Consider the following 20449-nt stretch of genomic DNA (forward strand, 5'->3'; position numbering starts at 1 on the left):
ACCTAGTGATTTTAGAAATTTAAGGGAGGTAAGCAGAAGTGACTGTTCTTAAACCAGATCTGGCAACAAATAAAAAAGAAATAAGTAATGCCACTGCAAAAAGGAAAAAGGCTCTCAAGCGGATTCTCTCCCGCTTTGATTTATATCTCATGCTTCTTTTACCCATATCGTGGTATGTGATCTTTCAGTATGGACCAATGTACGGCCTGCAAATTGCTTTCAAAGATTATAATCCAATTCAAGGATTTATAGGAAGTGAATGGGTTGGATTAGAAAATTTTACTAGATTCTTTTCTTCCTATTACTTTGGCAGATTGCTTTGGAACACACTTTCCATTAGTTTATTATCTTTGCTCATTGCGTTTCCAATTCCTATATTCTTAGCATTATTAATTAATGAAATTAAAAATCTTAATTTAAAGAAAACACTTCAAAATGTCACATATATCCCCCACTTCATATCTCTCGTTGTAATTGTCGGTATGTTGGATTTATTTTTAAGTCCAGATGGGGGATTTATCAATATTATACTTAACTCCCTGGGAATAGAATCCATTCCCTTTTTAGAAAAGCCAGAATGGTTTAAAACAATCTTTATTGGCTCTAACATTTGGCAGAACATGGGATGGCAATCCATTATTTATGTGGCAGCCTTAAGTGGAATTGACCATCAATTATATGAAGCAGCAAAAATTGATGGAGCAAGTCGTCTGCAAAGGATCATCCATGTTTCGTTACCTGGAATTTTTCCAGTAATCATTATCCTGCTTATTCTAGACATTGGCCAATTTATGAATGTTGGATTTGAGAAAATTCTATTAATGCAAAACAATTTGAACTTAGAGTCTAGTGAAGTTATTCAGACTTTCGTATATAGAAATGGTATTCTCAATGGCGATTACAGCTATAGTACCGCTATTGGCTTATTTAATTCCATCATTAATTTCGCGCTATTACTTTTAATCAACAGGTATGCGAGAAAAAAGGCGGAGACAAGTTTGTGGTAAGTACAATATTTGTACAAGGAGGGAACATAAATGATTCAAAGTTCTTCAAAAATATCAGATGGCAAAATGTTTGATATCGTTGTCGTTCTTATTTCAGCCGTTATTTTAGTAATCGTACTTTATCCGCTACTATTTGTACTTAGTGCCTCGTTTAGTGATCCTGCTAAAGTTATGAACGGAGAAATGTGGCTCTTTCCAGTAGATTTTAACCTAGATGCCTACGCGGAGATTTTCAAGAATAATGAGATTTGGATTGGTTATCGCAATACGATTATTTATACGACTTTGGGAACTATTATTAATATTGGCTTGACTACATTAGCTGCTTATCCATTATCTAGACGTGATCTACCAGGAAGGAACTTGATGATGTTCATGATCACGTTTACGATGTTTTTCCACGGCGGGTTAATTCCGACTTATTTAATCGTTCAAAATCTAGGAATGATAGACACGATTTGGGCGATGGTCATCCCTAATGCGATTGCAACTTATAATTTAATTGTCATGCGTACCTATTTTCAGACAAGTATCCCATGGGAGCTTCAAGAGGCGGCGATGATTGATGGATGTTCCAATATAAAACTATTATTTAAGATTATTCTTCCACTATCAAAGCCAATTATTGCCGTCTTAGTATTATTTTATGCTGTTGCGCATTGGAATGCATTCTTTAATGCATTGATTTACTTGAGAGATGATGCACTCTACCCACTACAGCTCATTCTTAGACAAATCCTCCTTGTTAATCAATTAGGTGGTACAGATGCTGCAGGTCAATTTGGTATGGATGAAAAAATATTACTCGGACAAAGTGTGAAGTATGCTTTAGTTGTTGTGGCGAGTGTACCGGTACTGATCATGTATCCGTTCGTACAGAAACACTTTGTGAAGGGTGTCATGATTGGTTCGATAAAAGGTTGATCACTCTTTAGAGTGGATTTCTGGAGAAAAATACTATTGAGGTGAGTATATGTGTGCTTCAAAACCAAATGTTATTGTAATGATGACCGATCAGCAAAGGGCCGATCTTCGTACTTTAGAGGGTTACCCTTTGGATACGACACCATTCTTAGATAGCATGGCGAAGCAGGGGACATGGTTTGATAAGGCTTATACCACCATGCCCATTTGCTGTCCGGCAAGGACGAGTTTTTTGACAGGGCGTTGGCCAAGTTCACACCGGGTAAACGGGAATTTTAGTCTTGAACAGGCGGAGTATGAACAGGATATTTTCGATGTGGCTCGAGAACAAGGCTATAAAACTGCATTGATCGGTAAAAATCATAGTTATGTAAAACCAGAAGAAAAATGCGATTATCATCTGCTCCAGGGTCACTGGGGAGGATTTGGAGAAGAGCGGACGGATGAGGAGAAAGCCTATGATGATTGGTTAAAAACTATTTCGCAGGTCAGTCTTCAACCGACTCCGTTTCCGTTAGAGTGTCAGCTTCCTTATCGCGCAGTAACAGCTGCACAAAATTGGGTTAAGGAGATGAAAAACGAGCCATTTTTCATGTGGTTGAGTTTCCCGGAACCTCATAATCCATATCAAGCGCCGGAGCCTTATTTTTCCTTGTTTCCCCCAAATGAATTGCCGCCTCTGCAGGCAAAAGAACCAGAGCGTTTGCAAAAGGGGGCAAAATGGAAGTTTTATGGACAACAAATGGAGCATTTTTTACCGGATTATCGGGAGCGAATCCCGAGAGTTCGTTCTAATTACCTGGGGATGCTCCGATTGATTGACGATCAAATTCGTCGGCTTGTAGATTTTCTTCAGGAACAATCACTGCTAGATAATACGGTGATCGTATTTATGTCAGATCATGGGGATTTTGTCGGGGAATATGAATTGATAAAAAAAGGACCAGAAGCACCGGAAATCCTTGCACGCGTTCCACTACAATTTATCGGACCAGACATTGTTGCAGATGAACAGCCGCACCGAGCCCATATTTCCATTGCAGACGTCATGCCGACATTATGCGAAGTAATGGGCTGTTCAATTCCAGCTGGTGTACAGGGGCGGAGTCTTTATCCGCTCTTAACGAATCAATCTTATCCGGAGCAGGAATTTTCAAGCATTTACGTTGAACATGGATACGGAGGATTGTACCACGTTGATGGAAGGACAGAAGACCCTAGTTCAGTTGGTCAAATGAACAATGGTGTTGCATTATTTAACGAATTAAACAAATTTACGCAATCGGGATGGTTACGCACCGTTCGTAAAGGTGACTGGAAGCTTAATATAGATATGCATGGAAAATGCGAATTATACCATATTGCGAAGGATCCTCTAGAACTAGATAATTTACACGGTCAAGAAAATTTTCGTTTCATTGAGCAAGAGCTGCTGACGGAATTGTGTCGTTGGCTGATTCGAAATCAAACGTCTACGCTCCCAGAGGATAAACTTTATCCGATCAAGCGAGATAGTAGAAATTATATGCAACCATGAGTGGGGGCTCGCCCCCCACTCATGGAAGTTGAATCATATTCAGTTTTCTAATTTGAAGAGGAGTTTTTAATATCAGCGCCTCCACTGCTCATCAAGATATTGATTTGGTGATATACCAAAGTAGTTTTTGAATGCTCTAGAAAAAGAATATAAATCTGAATAACCAAGTGTTAGAGCCATTTCTGTTATTGTGTAGGCCTGTTCAGCAAGCAACTCTAATGCTTTATTCATTTTTAAATGGAGAATGTACCGACTAGGTGTTTGCCCAGTCTTTTCGGTAAAAGAAGTGGTGAAATGTGAGCGGTTTAACCCTATATATTCGGAAACATCCGTAACCGATATATTTTCAGCGAAGTGCATATTCATATATTCTTTACTCCTCTGCAACCAGTCCGTAGCAGAAGCACTCGATATGTTTAATTCCTTTGCTCGGATAGACAAATGATGGAAGAGCTTATAAATCATACTTATACTTTGTAAATCATCATGATCTCCCATATTTTGCATATGATCGGAAAGTTCTTTGATGATTGTTATGATTTCATCGGTGACAATCCCTTTCACATGGGAAGAATATTCGGATAATCCAATCCTGTTTACAATAGGATTAGCTTGCTTGCCATCAAAAGCAAACCAAAACATTTTGAGTTTGTTCTCACTATTTGTTTTATAAAGATGTGTTTGATTTGGGAATAAACAAAAAATATCCCCTGTTTGTATAGGTGTATTTATATTATTTTGTTTAAAGTAGCCTTCTCCTTCTAAGACAAAATGAATGCTAAAATATGTAATCATTCTTGGTCCCATCTTATAATGAGATTTTGCCATATTTCTACCAGCTCTTATTGGCCAAAGACCACCAGATTTCTGTAAGGGAGTTGGGTTATAATACCAATGTTCTGCATATTCGTGGGAAAATTCCTTCAAATTTCAAACCTCCACATCCGGATAAAAGCGCATCCAACAAATTACTATTACTTACCCCAACATAAGGACATTCAATAATTCTTTAAAATCAATTAAATTAAATGTTGTAATTATAATTATATTTTTTGATTGGAGGGATATCAAGGTAAAATTGATGCTATTTAAAAAACTAAATGAGATAGAAAGATGGTGGTTAACGAAGTGATGAACAATGGTATTCGTTTTAGTTTGATAGTTTTGTTAATTGGGATTGCTTCAGTAATGCCAATGGATAATTATGGTGATATCCAGGCTGAAGAAGCATGGAAAATCGAATCCAATAAACTGGATAACAAATTCATGGTTGATTCAGGTCCTGAAATGGGAGAAAAAGTAAAAGTATATGATGGAACAATTGAAAAATACAATGGATATTACTATTTAATGGGAACAGGGTCACATGGACACGTTTATCGATCTAAAGATATGATTCATTGGGAAAGTGCTTACGAATTGATTTCCGATGATCCAGCTACACTGCCACCATATGCTGATGAAGTGTACCCTAGGTATGGAGCATCTGATTTATTTTTCCATAATGGTGTCATGTTTTATGGGTTTAATGGAAACAATTTAGTTCATGGTGATCCTAGTACTATAAATAATGCTCCGGATTTTCGTCATAGCTTTTGGGACAAGAAGTTTGACTTAGGAATAGATTTGCAGTTTTTTGTTGCTCATGATGGTGAATTACTTTATTTACGTAAAGTAAATCCGTTCGAACCTGATCCGAATACTGGTGCGGAAAAGCCGTTTGATGCAGGGGCATGGATGTGGAAGGTTGAATCTTTCTTTGATGAACGGGGAAGTGAAGGGCGTAGTCTTGCACAAGAGTTAATCCATACACAGAAGGGGCATTGGGCAAGCTTTGATAAGTTTAATTTTGAAGGGCAAGAAATGTATTATGATAATGGCCGGTATTATTTGCTGTATATGGGTAACAATATGGCACCAAGAACGGGACTTTATGAAACGGGTGTTGCCCAATCTGATCATTACGATACCTTTGATAACAGCTCCAAATACGCTGGTAAATTAATCGCACGAAACTTAGAAGAAATGATTTTGAAGTATGACGTGATTTTACCTACTGCTGAACATGGCTATCAAACATATGAATACACATTCACTGAACCAGATGGAAATTGGCAGCATGCGAATTACGAGTCAGCTGGTGATTGGGAAAGCGGACAAGGCGGTTTTGGTTTTCCGCTGAAAGAACGAAATGTGCTTATACGCAGCATTTATAATGACGGTAAAGAAGACCAAAATAACATATGGGGGAGTCCAGAAGGACCGGATAACATATGGGTTCGCAGGGAATTTCAATTAGATAGTGTACCAGAGACAACAGCATTACGTCTTCGTGTTGAAGGATATGGAAAAGTATATGTGAATGGACAAGAGGTGCATCAACAACAAGGACAACAACGAAGCTATCAAATGATAGAAGTACCTAGTGAATTCCTTCATGAGGGTGAGAATGTTGTTGCAGCTGAAGTAACTACCGTTGGCCCAGATATCATGTATTATCATGTGGATTTTGGGCTTTATGATACGAATGGAGAACCAGTGGAAGCTGACATTGTAGGGCCAACACAACCAAATGTGATTAAAGGGTCAAATGGATTTGAAACGTGGGTAACATATAAAGCTCTGTGGGATGGTGATAATGGACAGGGTAAAGATCGTGTGTATTTCTGGGATGACGAAATGGTTGTCGACGGACCGACTTCAACTAATTCACCAGATCAGCATTTTGATGCATGGCAACCAACATTCCAGGATCGGTTTGATTCTGAATCAAGTCGCAGTGCATATACCAATCAGGAAGGTATAACAATGAAGGATCAAACACTTGATGTTCAAACACCGAATGGCGTAAACCAAATATTATTAAAGCATTATGAGATAGAAAACTACTTTTTAGAGACGAATATTAAATTTGATAGCACTGATTTTGGTAACAAAGCTCGTGCGGGTGTCACTGTTTGGCATCAGGATGAGGAAAATTATGTTCGATTATTCATTGACCGTGATGACCGGACGTATATAGTAGCCTACGCAATTGATGGGGAAGAAACGGTGGAAGTAAATGCATTACCAGATACATTTGAATTTCTTCATTCTGATGAGCGTGCAAGTGAGTTTGGTGAGCAATACCATACGCTTAAATTGTATAAAAATGGTTCCCAATTATTTGCAGAGTTAGATCATTACAAATTAAATAATGATGAACCTGTTTTAGAGCTCAAAGAAATGACTACTCCAGGTATGGTAGGTTTAGTTGGTGAAGAAGCAAATTATAGGATGGATAATGTTAGTCTAACTATTGGTTGGAATGATTACGGAACCTATTTTAATGATTGGGATAAAGAATGGAATACTACCGAACAAGGGTTACAGTCGCCATCTGAGGGTGAAGCCCTAACGGTAAAAGGTGATCCAATGCAGGAACATGAATTCTCAGTGAATATCGATACTGGATCATTGCCGGAGCAAGGTAAAGCAGGCATTGTTCTCGAGTATATTAATGATCAGAACTATGTCGTTGCGTACACAGACTATATGAAAAACCAATTTAAAATCTATCAAATCAAAAATGGAAAAGAAAAAATACTTGATGTAGCTTCAACCGCACGCGAAACCATTTATGGTAACTCTAACTTTGACAAAGGATTAGACCAAAAAGATTATGTTTATGACTTGCGTGCACCAGCCGAGGTTTCTCAAGTGAAGTCACTGTGGTTGAATGGGAAATATTTTTTACCTAATTGGATTGATAGAGAATTTAAACTACCAGATCCAAACTCACCGAACCTGGGTATGGATAACTGGAATAGTGAATCCAGTCAATGGGATAGCTTAGACTTGTCCTATGATTGGACTGGTAGAGGCGATTACCATATTGCTAACTTTGACAATTCAATTGTAGCGGATAAGCTTCGTATGAACGTTCCATCCATTATCAATCGCCCATTCTCATTTGCTGTTCGCGAAGAAATTAGTGCTCAAAATTTCTATAAAACTGTCAGAACAGGTGGGAAACTGTATATGTGGGTCAACAATGAGCTTATCTTTGAAGTCGATGATCCTTTTAAGAATAGGGAGACGCAAGTTGGCCTATATACAGATAATCTAGGAGCAACTTTCAATTCGTTCACAGGATTCGATATTTCTGATCAACCGTATAATCCAAAAGGAAATAATAATTAAAAGATAAAGTGGCTCCAGTATTAATCTGGAGCCAACTTTATTACCTTTACTAACTTAAATCTAACAAAGTGACAACCTCTAACCTAACAATCAAACATTCATTATCGATTAAAATTACATTACTCTTATGATTATAAAAGGATAGTAGAAAAACATATAAATGAGGAGGTAAGGGCATGGGAAATGATAAACCTAATATATTGCTGATGACGACTGATCAACAACATTGGAATACAATTCAAGCGCTAGGAAATGAACATATTATAACACCAAATTTAGACCGTTTAGTTGGTGAAGGTGTGGCATTTGAACGCGCGTATGTTGCAAATCCTGTCTGCTCCCCTAGTAGGGCTTCGATTATTACAGGTGAGTATGCTTCTAGACACGGTTGCTGGAATATAGGTGTTGAGTTAGATGAGAATCGAACAACTTTTGCACAGTTACTTCATGAAAGTGGATATTCAACAGGATTGTTTGGAAAAGCGCATTTAAAACCTGTAATCAAAGAAGGAAGTTTTGAAGCTCCCCCTCATATTCATGATCGAAAGTTTTGGAAAAACTGGGATGGACCCTACTACGGGTTTGAAAAAGTTGGTTTGGTTCACGGACACGCAGATGAACAATCATCGTACGGCATGCATTATGGCGCTTGGTTGATTGATCAAGGAATTGATCCTGAAAAATATTTTGGTCCTGGCGGGGGACATCGTGAAGGTTCTTGGGATTTACCGGAAGAATATCACTACACTCGTTGGACAGCTGATCAAACAATTGATTTTATTGAAAATAAAGACACAGATGAACCTTTTATGGCATGGTGTAGCTTCCAAGATCCACATAATGCTTTTCTTTGTCCTGAGCCATGGAATAGTATGTATGACCCTGAAAAAATGCCACCGTTTATTGAGAAAGAAGGGGAAATGGATGATAAGCCGCTTATACATCGCTGTCTCATAGAAGATCGAATGGATGAATTAGATATTGAAGTTACAGCGGATCCTGGTCATGGTACAGGTGGGATTCAATGCTTAGGGCATACGAATAAAAATCTTGGATATGATCGTGCTAGAAAGTGGTTGGCTTCTTACTATGGGATGACAAGTTTAATAGATCATCATGTAGGAAGAATATTGGATAAATTGGATGAACTAGGGATTGCTGATAATACAGTAGTAATTTTAACATCTGACCATGGAGATTATGCTGGAAATCACGGTTTATGGTTGAAAGGTCCTATCCATTATGAAGATATTATACGTGTTCCATTTCTAGTTAGGTGGAAAAATCAACTTCCAGCGGGAGAAAGAACTAATTCTTTAATTAGCCTTGTTGACATAGCTCCTACTATTTTAGATCTAGTTGGCCAAGAAAAAAGTCCAAGAATGCAGGGAGTTAGTCAGCTTTCAACGATGAAAAAACCGAATCAAGAAACACGTGACTGGTGCCTCATTGAAAATAGGGCAGAGCCAAACTTTTATGTAAAAACAATAGTTCAGGATCGGTATAAGTTAAATTACTTCCTAGATCGGGAGGAAGGGGAACTATATGATCTATACGAAGATCCTAATGAATTTACTAATCTTTATAATAATCCAGAATATGCTGATGTAAAACTTAAACTGTTTATGAAGCTTGTTGATGTTTACGGTGAACTTGAAAAGCCAATTCCGCCTAGACAAAGTTTTGCATAATAATATAAGGCTGTTCCATTAGATGTCCTTTCTTCCCACTGATTGGAAAGGATAAAATATTAGTAACGAAGATAATCCGGAGTAGTCATCATTTTAGAAATTAGTATAAGCACAACTAGGCAATAGCCGGCATCTAAAAGTTTGGCGTAGCAAGCCCGTTTTTTCTAAATAAAATGTCATAAATAGAAAGAAGGTATAAATTTGACAAATCATACTTTTCAAAATCCATTAATGGATCCGGGACCTGATCCGTGGGTGTATAAAGATAATAGCATGTATTATTTTATGATTACTAGAAAAAACCGTCTTGATTTATGGAAATCTTCTACTTTGAGTGGTATTGCCAATGGGGAATGTAAGACTATCTGGACTCCACCTCAGGAAGGTATAAATAGTAAAAATTTATGGGCTCCAGAAATTCATAAAGTAAATGGAAAGTGGTATGTTTATTTTACTGCCAACGATGGAATAGGGGGTGACAAGACACGGAAAATATTTGTTTTGGAAAATACCGCACAAGATCCTTTTAAAGGTAAATGGATAGAACGTGGATATATAAATACTGAACACCCTGGATTGGATGGAACGGTTTTTGAGCATAAAGACAAACTATACTTTGTATATGCGGGATATGGTAACTTCCCTAATTATGGTTCAGCACTTTATATTGCAGAAATGGTTAATCCATGGACGTTGATTGGCTCAAATGTCATGTTGTCGAAGCCAGAATACGAATGGGAAATGCAGGGCGGTATGGCAATAAACGAAGGACCTGTGATGTTGAAGAGAAATAACAAACTATTCCTAGTTTACTCGGCTAGTACCACATGGTCAGATGATTATTCAATTGGCATGTTGACCGCGGCAGCAGAAGCCGATGTATTGGACCCAAAATTTTGGACCAAATCACCAAATCCTGTTTTTAAAAAGTCTGAAGAAAATGGAGTGTTTGCACCAGGACATAATGGCTTTACACAATCACCAGACGGAACGGAGGATTGGATCGTATACCATGCTATCCCTGAGTCGGAAGGTGGCAGTAATCTGCGCAGTACACGTATTCAAAAATTTGAATGGAAAGAGGATGGTACACCTGACTTCGGCGTTCCTTTGTCCACGGCAGTTCCGATTAAGGTACCATCAGGGGAGTAGTAGAAAAGTTTTTCAATATATATAAGTGTAGGGGGAGAGGATTATAATAATGAAAACAAATCTAAGACCACCAGCAGTACCATTAGTAACTGTAGACCCTTATTTCAATATTTGGTCTAATGCGAATCATTTGTATGATGCGGAGACTATTCATTGGACTGGAACACATAACGGTATGGTAGGTTTAGCAGTAATAGACGGAACGGTATGGCGATTTATGGGTGGAAAAGATCGTCGTAGTGATTTCAAATCATTGGATGCTCCTGCCTTACAACAAACAAATCTGAATGTTGAGCCTTTGTCTAGTGTTTATACTTTTAAGGGAGGGGGGATAACTCTCACAATTGATTTTACAACCCCACTCCTAATGGATAATCTTGATATTCTGTCAAGACCTGCATCTTATGTAACGATAAATGCAGTATCTAATGACGGTAACAAGCATGAAGTACAAATTTATTATGATTTTACAGCAGAATTGTGTGTGGATGTCCCAATACAAGAAGTGGTAGCATCACGAAATAATCTTGAAGATGGAAGCCAAGTACTGCGGATTGGAACAGAAAAACAAGCTGTACTTAAACGTAAAGGTGACAACATTCGTATCGATTGGGGGTATGCATGCTTGGTAACGCCCTCATCAACAGCAGCAGATACTATGATTGGATCGACAAGTCTTCGTGATCAATTTATAAATCGCCAACAATTGCCTGAGGAGGATGACACTAATTTCCCGCGAGCAATTGAGGATGATATGCCAGTGCTTGCTACCGTAATAGATTATGGTAACGTTGGGGCAAAAGAACAGTCCCATTATCTTGTCTTAGCTTATGAAGATAAATTATCTATCGAGTATTTCCATAAGCAACTTCCTGGGTACTGGGCTAGAAAAGGACAAAATTTTGAAGAAATGCTGCTTGCAACGATAAATGAATACCAAGAAATTGTAGAGAAATGTAAGCAATTTAATGTACAGTTAACCGTAGATGCAGAACGTTCCGGGGGAGATAAATATGCAGATATTCTTGCGCTATCATACCGTCAGGCAATTGCTGCACATAAACTTGTAGCAGATGAAAATGGAGATGTACTATTTTTATCCAAGGAGAATTTTAGCAACGGTTGTTTAGCAACTGTGGACGTAAGCTACCCATCAATTCCGTTATTTCTACTAAAAAATCCTGAACTCGTAAAAGGTATGTTAAGACCCATATTCCGCTATGCTTCATCCGACGAATGGCCATTTGACTTTGCTCCACACGATGTAGGAAGATACCCTATTGCAAACGGTCAAGCATATGGGATGGCTATCGAAAGACAAATGCCGATCGAAGAGTGCGGTAATATGTTGATTATGACAGCAGCCGTGTGCCTAGCAGAAGGAAATGCTGATTTTGCTGCAGAACACTGGAATTCACTCACTCAATGGGTGGAATATTTAAAACAAAACGGTATGGATCCTGGAAATCAGTTATGTACAGACGATTTTGGTGGTCATTTAGCTCACAATGCAAATTTGTCGATCAAAGCTATTATCGGTATCGCAAGTTATGGTTTACTTTCCCGTATGTTAGAAAATGAAGAGGCATGTGAAGAACATCTTGAAACGGCCAAACAGATGGCAGATCGTTGGGAAACAATGGCGAAGGAAAATGACCACTATAGATTGGCTTTCAATCAGCCAGAGACTTGGAGTTTAAAATACAATTTAGTCTGGGATGAGCTCTTTGGTTTAAATATTTTTGATTCGCAAATTAAGAAAAAGGAAGTAGCCTACTATTTACGAAAGAGGAATCAATATGGTACACCATTAGATAATCGAAAAACCTATACAAAAGCAGATTGGCTCATTTGGGCAGCCACTCTAGCGGATAATAAAGAAGATTTTGAACAAATGGTTCATCATTTATGGGATTTTCTGCACGAATCATCTTCTCGTGTACCATTTACGGATTGGTACTATACGATTGATGGAAATATAGCTGGGTTTAGAAATCGGTCAGTTGTTGGAGGGTTATTTATTAAGTTACTAGCTGATCGAGTAAATAACGGAGAATGGGATGCTTTAAATAAAGATAGTAATTAATTGATAGTATATTTACACAAGGGTAGTAGAAATAATTCTACTGCCCAATAAATATGAGAATAGTAGAAAAATCAATCTCTGGTAATTAATCATTATCGGGCAATATGGAAAGATATAAACCGAAGACTCAATCGGATGATTATATACAAGGTGGTCAGGGAGGAGTAGACCCTAGTTGTTCGAAATTGACAGATCGAAAAAAGGAAGAATACATCACTAATTACATAGGAAAATGGTCCTTTGAGAACCTCCCATGATCACTCATAAAAATAATGATCGTATTTAAAGCTCATAGAAGAGTTAGGTGAATTGCGGTTCTAAGCGGATGAAGAGGTATAGAGTTAGTAAAAGGGGTTTTGCATTCTCTGGGCAAGTCTGTATATCAATCAAAACAATCAATGAACAGGCTGGTCTGGATTCCTCGATTAAGCACTCGCAAATGTTGAAGCATTTGAAGCGTATCGTTATATGAAGTTGATGGAAAGCAAGAACCCTCATGAATGTGTGACATTTGTGAGGGTTTTGTTTGGTTTGGTAGATTTCAATGCTTAGTCAGATGGTGATACTGTTTCTTGAGACAAATGATACATATTCTTCATCACCCTCCTTGCCACATAATCGACAAAAAATATAGGGTATTTTGTCGAAAAAACTATAATAACTCCTATTCCTTGTCGATATAGTAAATAAGGTAGAGTTTATGTACCTCTACAATTATAAAACATGGAGGGAAGACAGCTTGAAAAAATTATTCCAATTCAAGAGTATTAAAACGAAGATAATGGCATTTTTTTCCTTGATAACGATTTTAGTTTTAGGGGTTGGTTTTTATTTAGTTTATTCGATTAGTGATATGGCAAAGGAAACGGAACAACTGGCTAATAAGGAAATTCCTTTACTTGCGACAGATTTTAAATTGTTGAGTGTACTTACTGCCCAGCAAAATGAGTTAAGAGGATATTTAATTTCTGAGGATGAAAGCCATGAGCAAGCTTTTATAGGTATGCAGGAAGCTGCATTAGGTTTTAAAGAGGACTTATTAGAAATAACGAATAATAATACTACTATTGAATTAACCGGGAATATTGATCAAATATATAATATAGTAGATGAGGAATACCTCCCGGCAATGCACGCAGGAGAAACGGAAGAAGCGGCACAGATATTGGAAGAAAAAATAGATCCGTTAATTGAAGAAACATCGAATGGGTTTTTAGATTTAGCTCTGACCAGAGAGACAGAGAGTAAAGAAAGCAGTCAGTTAGCTCTGGAACATGCTGAATCCAATTCGATCATCGCTATTATTTCTGGCATTGCTTTACTTATTATTATTGTTTTATTATCGATTTTTGTGCCAAGAGTCATTGCCAAACCAATTATTCAATTAAAAGAACGAATGGACTTAATTGCTAGTGGCGATTTAAGCAGTGAACCATTAGTTACAAAATCGAAGGATGAGATTGCTGATTTAATTGATGCGTCTAATCGTGTAAATGATAATTTGAAAGACATGTTGAATCAAATAACTACCGTATCGAAAACTCTCAATGATCAAAGTTATGAATTAATGCAATCATCTAACAATGTTAAAGAAGGTAGCGAACAAGTAGTTAGCACTATGCAAGAGTTAGCAAGTGGTTCAGAATCACAGGCAAATACAACAAGTGATCTAGCCAATTCGATGAACGATTTTAGTAACAAAATAAAAGAAGCAAATAATAGTGGTGAGACTGTTTATTCTTCTTCACAACAAGTTCTTCAGTTAACAGACGAAGGTAATAAACTGATGAATTCATCCATTAATCAAATGGGGATTATTGATTCGATTGTAAAAGAAACAGTTGAAAAAGTAAGTGGACTTGATAAGCAATCCCAGGAAGTCTCTAAACTCGTGAATGTTATTAAAGACATTGCCGAACAAACCAATCTGTTAGCATTAAATGCTGCGATAGAAGCTGCACGTGCTGGAGAGCAAGGGAAGGGCTTTGCGGTAGTTGCTGATGAAGTGCGGAAATTAGCGGAGCAAGTATCCTTATCTGTTACAGATATAACACAAATAGTAAATGATATTCAACAGGAAACGGGAACAGTGACAGAATCTTTACAAAATGGTTATAAAGAAGTAGAAAGTGGTAGAAATACAATTATGTCTACTGGAAAAACATTCGAAGGAATTAATAGTTCTCTCTCAGAAATGGCGAACGGAATTAAATATATTTCCGAGAATTTAAGTGATATTGCAGGAAACAGCGATGAGATCAATAAGTCTATTGAAGAAATTGCTTCTGTGTCTGAAGAATCAGCTGCAGGTATTGAAGAAACCTCAGCAACCATTGATCAAACAGGTAACTCAATTGAGCAAGTGACCTTAAGTGCCAATCAGTTAAATAAGCTATCAAATAATTTAAATGAATTAATTAAAAACTTTAAGTTGTAAGAAATTTTATAATAGAAACAACTTATGACTGAATGAAAGGCAATGTTCTACTTAACAGGAACATTGCCTTTTTGTTTGATTAAAATCTTGAGCATAGTAGTTAATCACTTTTCCTGACAAAAGCAGCATCCCTTTGTAAAACTATCTAGAGTTTGGACAGTAGTGACAAGAAACTTTGACTAGTAATTTAAGTACCAAAATATAGACGCAAAAAGTCAAAATAGTACTAAAATGACGATTAAGTACCAAAATTAGAAATCATACGGCCAATATGGTACTTAAAACAGGTTTAAGTACCAAAATGAACCCTCATGATCATTAATTTGGAACTAAAATTGTGAGTAAGTACCAGAATTTAAACTTAACAAGCTGACTCGAAACTGATTACGATAAATATGTTATAATATGTAAAAAAAGGAGGGATTCCATGATAGCAAAACAACGAAAAAAACCTGACGAATTAATCGCTTATGAGCTATTATCTAAACGCAAGCAATTGAACGAGGAAGAAAATAAACGGTACCGGAGTTTAGCTAAAGGTTTTGAAGGGGAGGTTATATTTGATACATGCCTAGATAAACTAGAAGGAGAGCATATCATATTAAAAGATTTATTTATACATCATAATAAATACTGTCAAATGGATACTATTTTATTGAAAAACGGAAATATTTTCTTATTTGAAATAAAAAACTTCAACGGTGAATTTTATTGGCATGATGATAAAATATTTATGGTGAACCAAGTAGAAATCGATAATCCGATAGCTCAACGCGATCGAGCTCATTCCATACTTCGGCGCCTACTCCAATCGTTAGAAATAAGGCTCCCCTTGATTTCCTACTTAATATTTGTTAACCCCGAGTGTACCATCTTTCAAGCTCCACAAGACAAACATATTATCTTACCTACGCAAATCAATCGCTTTATCAAGCATTTTCCTATCACCGCTAAAATTACCTCACAAGAAAAACAAGCTTCAGAAAACATTAAAGTAAATCATATCGAAAATCCTCCATTTAAACAGTTTCCAGCATATCAATATGATGAGTTAGAAAAAGGGATTCCTTGTTATCGTTGTGGTGAAATGTCAACATATCCGATAAAACAAGGTCTCGAATGTCGCTTATGCGGCCATATGGAAAAGGGTAATGAGGCTATTATGCGTATCTGTAAGGAGTATCAGTTTTTGTTCCCTGAACGAAAACTAACATCAACCTCTATTTTTCATTGGGGAGGTAAGATGGTGTCCAGAAGAAGAGTCTTTCGAATATTACAACAATATTATGTGAAAAAAGGTGAACATAGATGCCACTATTTTGAATGAAATGGGGCCTCGAGCGAGCAAGGAGAGGCCCTCATCATAGCTTTTTCTAGCCTAAAACCTTTTTAAATTCCTCGGTAAGTAAAGGTACGACTTCAAAGAGGTCCCCGACGATTCCATAATCAGCGATCTTGAAGATTGGCGCTTCAGGATCTTTGTTAATTGCAACAATTATCTTCGACTGACTCATTCCGGCGACGTGCTGAATCGCACCACTGATCCCACATGCAATGTAGACCTCTGGTGTGACAACTTTACCGGTTTGCCCGATTTGCAGTGAATAGTCACAGTAATCAGCATCGCAAGCACCTCTAGAGGCACCGACTGCTCCGCCGAGGAGATCGGCTAGCTCTTGCAGAGGTTTAAATCCGTCTGCACTTTTGACTCCGCGCCCGCCTGATACAACAATTTTAGCTTCTGATAAATCGACTTTTCCGGATGTATTCCGTACGACGTCTTGAATCACTGTTCGTAGAGAAGCTGGCTTAGCATACTCGATATTTTCAACTTCAGCTTTGCCGTCGCTTGGATCAGCTGCTGAAATATTATTTGGTCTAATGGTGACAACCCATGGAGAACTTTGGAAAACCTTTTTTTCAAATGCTTTTCCCGCATAGATTGGCCGGGTGAACACAACTTGATCGTCGACGTTCTCAATGTTTGTTACATCCGAAATTTGTCCGGCATCGATCTTTGCTGAAATTATCGGAGCCAGATCGCGACCAATAGCCGTATGTCCAAAAATGATTCCGTCTGGATTTGAGGCATCAATCACTTGCTTTAAAGCAGTAGCATACGCTTCTGGATTGTATTGCTGTAGATCTGGGTGATCGGTAAGATAAACTTTTTCAGCATCAATACGGGAAAGGGACTCTGTCAAGCTTTCTAATTGATGACCAATCACGGCGACATGGAGCTGGTCGTTTTCGGCTGAGGACAATGTTGCTGCTTGAATTGCCTCATAGGTGACCTGGCGCAATACTCCGTCGCGGTGCTCAGCAACGACTAGAATTTTACTCATATGAATGCCTCCTTATTATAATACTTTTTCATCATGACGCAGTTTTTCTACAAGCTCTTTCACTTGATCAGCAGTCTCGCCCTTAAGAATTTGTCCTGCTTCTTTTTGAGGCGGGAGAGAAAGTGCTGTTCTAGCAGTTTTTGGGGATAGCTCGGTTTCCTCTATATCGAGATCATCTAAGGTTAATTGTTTAAGAGGTTTTCTTTTGGCCTTCATAATTCCTGGGAGGCTTGGGTAACGTGGTTCATTTAAGCCTTGTTGTGCAGTGAAAACAGCAGGAAGTGTAACTTCAACCTGTTCGAGGTCACCTTCTGCATCTCGATCTGCTTTCGCCTTGTCCTCACTAATATCGAGCTTCGTAATCGATCCGACATGTGGAATGTCTAAGAGCTGTGCTAATCGAATGGCCACTTGACCAGCACCGTTATCGACTGAGAAGTAACCGCCAAGAATCAAATCAAACTTTTGGCTGCCTAAGTATGAAGCTAATACCTTTGAAATGGTGTTTTCATCTGAGCCAATTCTCTCATCGGATATTAAAACGGCTTCATCGGCTCCCATAGCCAATGCTGTTCGTAGGGCTTCGGATGTCCGGTCTGGACCTACAGAAATCACGTGAACGCTTCCTCCTCGTTCATCTCTTTTTTGAATCGCTTCTTCTACGGCATATTCATCATATGGGTTGATGACATATTGAACTCCATCCTCGGAAACCTTGCCATCTTCAATGATAATTTTTTCTTCGGTGTCGAAGGTCTGTTTCATGACGACATAAATATCCATTTATCATTCTCCTTTCAAACATAAATGGTAGGTATTTTCTAATAAACAGGTACATATCTTTATATGTATGAGAGCCCTTACTTTTTCATGTGTGTTTCTTGCAGGGAAAAGACGGTCCAAAAGCTTCTGTAAACCTACTATATATCAGGAAGGGAGCGATCATTGTGGCTTGGCAATGGCTTCAATTTCTAGCATTTCTCTTAGTAAGTGGTTACGGCTTGTATTTATTTGGAAAAGTCGTCTATCATCGCTACTTATATATGAAACTAGGAAAGCAGGTGGAAATCGAAAGAAAGCTGGATGAGCGCTTTAGGACGTTTGTCTCTCAAGTATTCGGTCAAACGAAATTGTTGAAGGACAAAAAAAGTGGAGTCATGCATGTGATTATTTTCTATGGCTTTATCATTTTACAGTTTGGTGCCTTGGATATCATAGTCAAAGGCTTAGGGGCAGATGGACTTCCGGTTCCTGGCTATCACGTCTTTAACCTCTTTCAGGAAGTGACAGTCTTTCTCATTTTTCTTGCGGTTGGCTATGCTGCCTATCGCCGTTACGGGGAGAAGCTGTCGCGCTTAAAAAGAGGGAAGAAGCCTAGTATCGTTATTTATTTCATTTTTTCCTTAATGTTATCGGTTTTATTAACACTTGGATTGGAGCGGGTCGTTCATGATCTTGCCTTTTCTTGGTATGCTCCGATTTCCTCTGTGATTGCAACAGCTTTTACGTCGGTTAATGAGATCACAGCACATATTCTCTTTTACACGTTTTGGTGGGCGCATTTATTGATTTTGCTGGCTTTTTTAGTGTATGTTCCGCAGTCAAAGCATTTTCATCTCATGGTTGCTCCGATCAACATTTTTTTAAGACGAACAAAGCCGGTTGGCCAATTGAGAAGCCTTGATCTTGAGGATGAACATGCGGAATCATTCGGTGTTGGAAAAATTGAAGATTTCTCGCAGCAGCAAATGCTCGACTTCTATTCTTGTGTTGAATGTGGTCGCTGCACGGATGTGTGTCCAGCTTCCAATACGGGCAAGGTTCTTTCGCCGATGCATCTCATTGTAAAGCTGCGAGACCACCTGACTGAAAAAGGAGCAGCTATCACATCGAAATCACCTTGGGTACCGCAGTCTAATTATGGTATACACAGTGTCCTAGATGTTGATAGAGAGCAGGGCGAGTGGGGGCAAGGGACGACGATTCAACCGACGATGACGCTTCAGCAGCAGATGTGGTCGACAAGTGATAAAAATGTAGAGGAGCTAAATCTCGTTGGCGATGTGATGACCGAGGAGGAGATTTGGGCATGTACGACATGTCGGAACTGCGAGGATCAATGTCCAGTTGGGAATGAACATGTGGATAAAATCGTAGACTTGCGCCGCCATTTGCTTCTCATGGAAGGCAGTGTTCCTCATGAAGGCCAGCGTGCGATGCAGAACATTGAGCGCCAAGGGAATCCGTGGGGAATCAATCGAAGAGATCGTGCGAAGTGGGTGGAAGACATTGACGGAATTCCGGTGCCGACGGTAAAGGAAAATCTTGATTTTGATATTCTTTACTTTGTCGGTTCGATGGGATCATACGATAATCGCAGCCGCAAAGTATCCCGTGCGTTTGTAAGATTGCTTAATGAAGCAGGCGTCAACTTTGCGATTCTGGGCAATGAAGAGAAAAACTCCGGTGATACGCCGAGAAGAATGGGCAATGAATTACTTTTCCAAGAGCTGTGCATGGAAAACATCGCAACATTGCAGAAATACAGCGTGAAAAAAATTGTTACAGCCTGTCCGCATACTTTTAATACGCTGAAAAATGAATACCCAGAGTTTGGTTTAGATGGGGTTGAGGTCCTTCATCATACCGAGCTTCTCAATCAGCTAGTGAAAGACGGTCGGTTGACGCCGACGTATGAATTGAATGAACGGATTACGTATCATGATTCCTGTTATCTTGGGCGCTATAACAATGTTTATGAGCAGCCCCGAGATATCCTTCGTTCGATTAAAGGCGTGGAATTGCTTGAGATGGAGCGTAACCGGGAGAATGGAATGTGCTGCGGTGCAGGGGGAGGTATGATGTGGATGGAAGAAACCGCTGGAAAGCGGGTAAATCTCGCTCGTACGGAGCAGGCGCTTGACGTGAATCCAACGGTGATTAGCAGTGCATGCCCGTATTGTCTCACGATGCTTGATGATGGTACGAAAGCAATAGAAGTAGAAGAGCGTGTGCAGGCAAAAGATATTGCGGAGATCTTAGAGCAAGCTATCTTTGGCGAGTCTAGCAAACTTACAGGATGATCTAG

13 protein-coding genes are annotated in these 20449 nt (G+C 38.6%); 10 read left to right on the forward strand and 3 right to left on the reverse strand.

Features of this window, described 5'->3' with window-relative positions; translation table 11 throughout:
* Positions 1-80: 80 nt before the first annotated feature.
* The 3 genes from GI584_RS05655 to GI584_RS05665 are packed head-to-tail and all read left to right on the forward strand — an operon-like array spanning position 81 to position 3468.
* Positions 81-1007 carry an ABC transporter permease gene (locus GI584_RS05655; protein ID WP_228552406.1) on the forward strand — a complete coding sequence of 309 codons (927 nt, stop codon included), beginning with the start codon at positions 81-83 and terminating at the stop codon, positions 1005-1007.
* A 30-nt stretch (positions 1008-1037) separates the two neighbouring features.
* A complete protein-coding gene (locus GI584_RS05660; protein ID WP_153790557.1) occupies positions 1038-1931 on the forward strand; it encodes a carbohydrate ABC transporter permease in 894 nt (297 codons plus the stop codon).
* 49 nt (positions 1932-1980) lie between these two features.
* Positions 1981-3468: a sulfatase family protein gene (locus GI584_RS05665; protein WP_153790558.1), complete on the forward strand. Its 1488-nt coding sequence runs from the start codon at positions 1981-1983 to the stop codon at positions 3466-3468.
* A 72-nt stretch (positions 3469-3540) separates the two neighbouring features.
* Here the strand turns inward: GI584_RS05665 and GI584_RS05670 are convergent, their stop codons facing one another.
* Positions 3541-4395, reverse strand: a complete 855-nt coding sequence (locus GI584_RS05670; RefSeq protein ID WP_153790559.1) for an AraC family transcriptional regulator — start codon at positions 4393-4395, stop codon at positions 3541-3543.
* 186 nt (positions 4396-4581) lie between these two features.
* Between GI584_RS05670 and GI584_RS05675 the strand changes: the two genes are divergently transcribed.
* The 6 genes from GI584_RS05675 (at position 4582) to GI584_RS05700 (ending at position 16343) form a co-directional block, all read left to right on the forward strand.
* Positions 4582-7650 (forward strand): hypothetical protein, encoded by a 3069-nt coding sequence (locus tag GI584_RS05675; RefSeq protein WP_153790560.1) that lies wholly within the window; start codon positions 4582-4584, stop codon positions 7648-7650.
* A gap of 176 nt (positions 7651-7826) precedes the next feature.
* The gene (locus GI584_RS05680; RefSeq protein WP_153790561.1) at positions 7827-9341 is read left to right on the forward strand and encodes a sulfatase family protein; all 1515 of its coding nucleotides are present in this window, start codon (positions 7827-7829) and stop codon (positions 9339-9341) included.
* Between the two features lie 231 nt (positions 9342-9572).
* Entirely contained in the window at positions 9573-10493 is a 921-nt protein-coding gene (locus GI584_RS05685; protein WP_153792925.1) for a glycoside hydrolase family 43 protein, read from the forward strand.
* A gap of 49 nt (positions 10494-10542) precedes the next feature.
* A complete protein-coding gene (locus GI584_RS05690; RefSeq protein ID WP_153790562.1) occupies positions 10543-12579 on the forward strand; it encodes a glutaminase family protein in 2037 nt (678 codons plus the stop codon).
* A gap of 739 nt (positions 12580-13318) precedes the next feature.
* The gene (locus tag GI584_RS05695; RefSeq protein WP_228552349.1) at positions 13319-15016 is read left to right on the forward strand and encodes a methyl-accepting chemotaxis protein; all 1698 of its coding nucleotides are present in this window, start codon (positions 13319-13321) and stop codon (positions 15014-15016) included.
* Between the two features lie 427 nt (positions 15017-15443).
* Complete coding sequence (locus tag GI584_RS05700) at positions 15444-16343, forward strand: nuclease-related domain-containing protein (RefSeq protein WP_153790563.1); 900 nt, start codon at positions 15444-15446, stop codon at positions 16341-16343.
* Positions 16344-16389: 46 nt separating this feature from the next.
* On the opposite strand, the gene GI584_RS05705 is transcribed toward GI584_RS05700, so the two are convergent.
* Together GI584_RS05705 and GI584_RS05710 are read right to left on the reverse strand one after the other, a co-directional pair.
* Complete coding sequence (locus tag GI584_RS05705; protein WP_153790564.1) at positions 16390-17361, reverse strand: electron transfer flavoprotein subunit alpha/FixB family protein; 972 nt, start codon at positions 17359-17361, stop codon at positions 16390-16392.
* A 15-nt stretch (positions 17362-17376) separates the two neighbouring features.
* Positions 17377-18144, reverse strand: coding sequence for an electron transfer flavoprotein subunit beta/FixA family protein (locus GI584_RS05710; RefSeq protein ID WP_153790565.1), 768 nt, complete (start codon positions 18142-18144; stop codon positions 17377-17379).
* Positions 18145-18308: 164 nt separating this feature from the next.
* On the opposite strand from GI584_RS05710, the gene GI584_RS05715 reads away from it, so the two are divergent.
* Positions 18309-20444: a (Fe-S)-binding protein gene (locus GI584_RS05715; protein ID WP_153790566.1), complete on the forward strand. Its 2136-nt coding sequence runs from the start codon at positions 18309-18311 to the stop codon at positions 20442-20444.
* Positions 20445-20449 lie beyond the last annotated feature (5 nt).

Source organism: Gracilibacillus salitolerans (genome assembly GCF_009650095.1).
In the GTDB taxonomy this organism is placed as follows: domain Bacteria; phylum Bacillota; class Bacilli; order Bacillales; family Amphibacillaceae; genus Gracilibacillus; species Gracilibacillus salitolerans.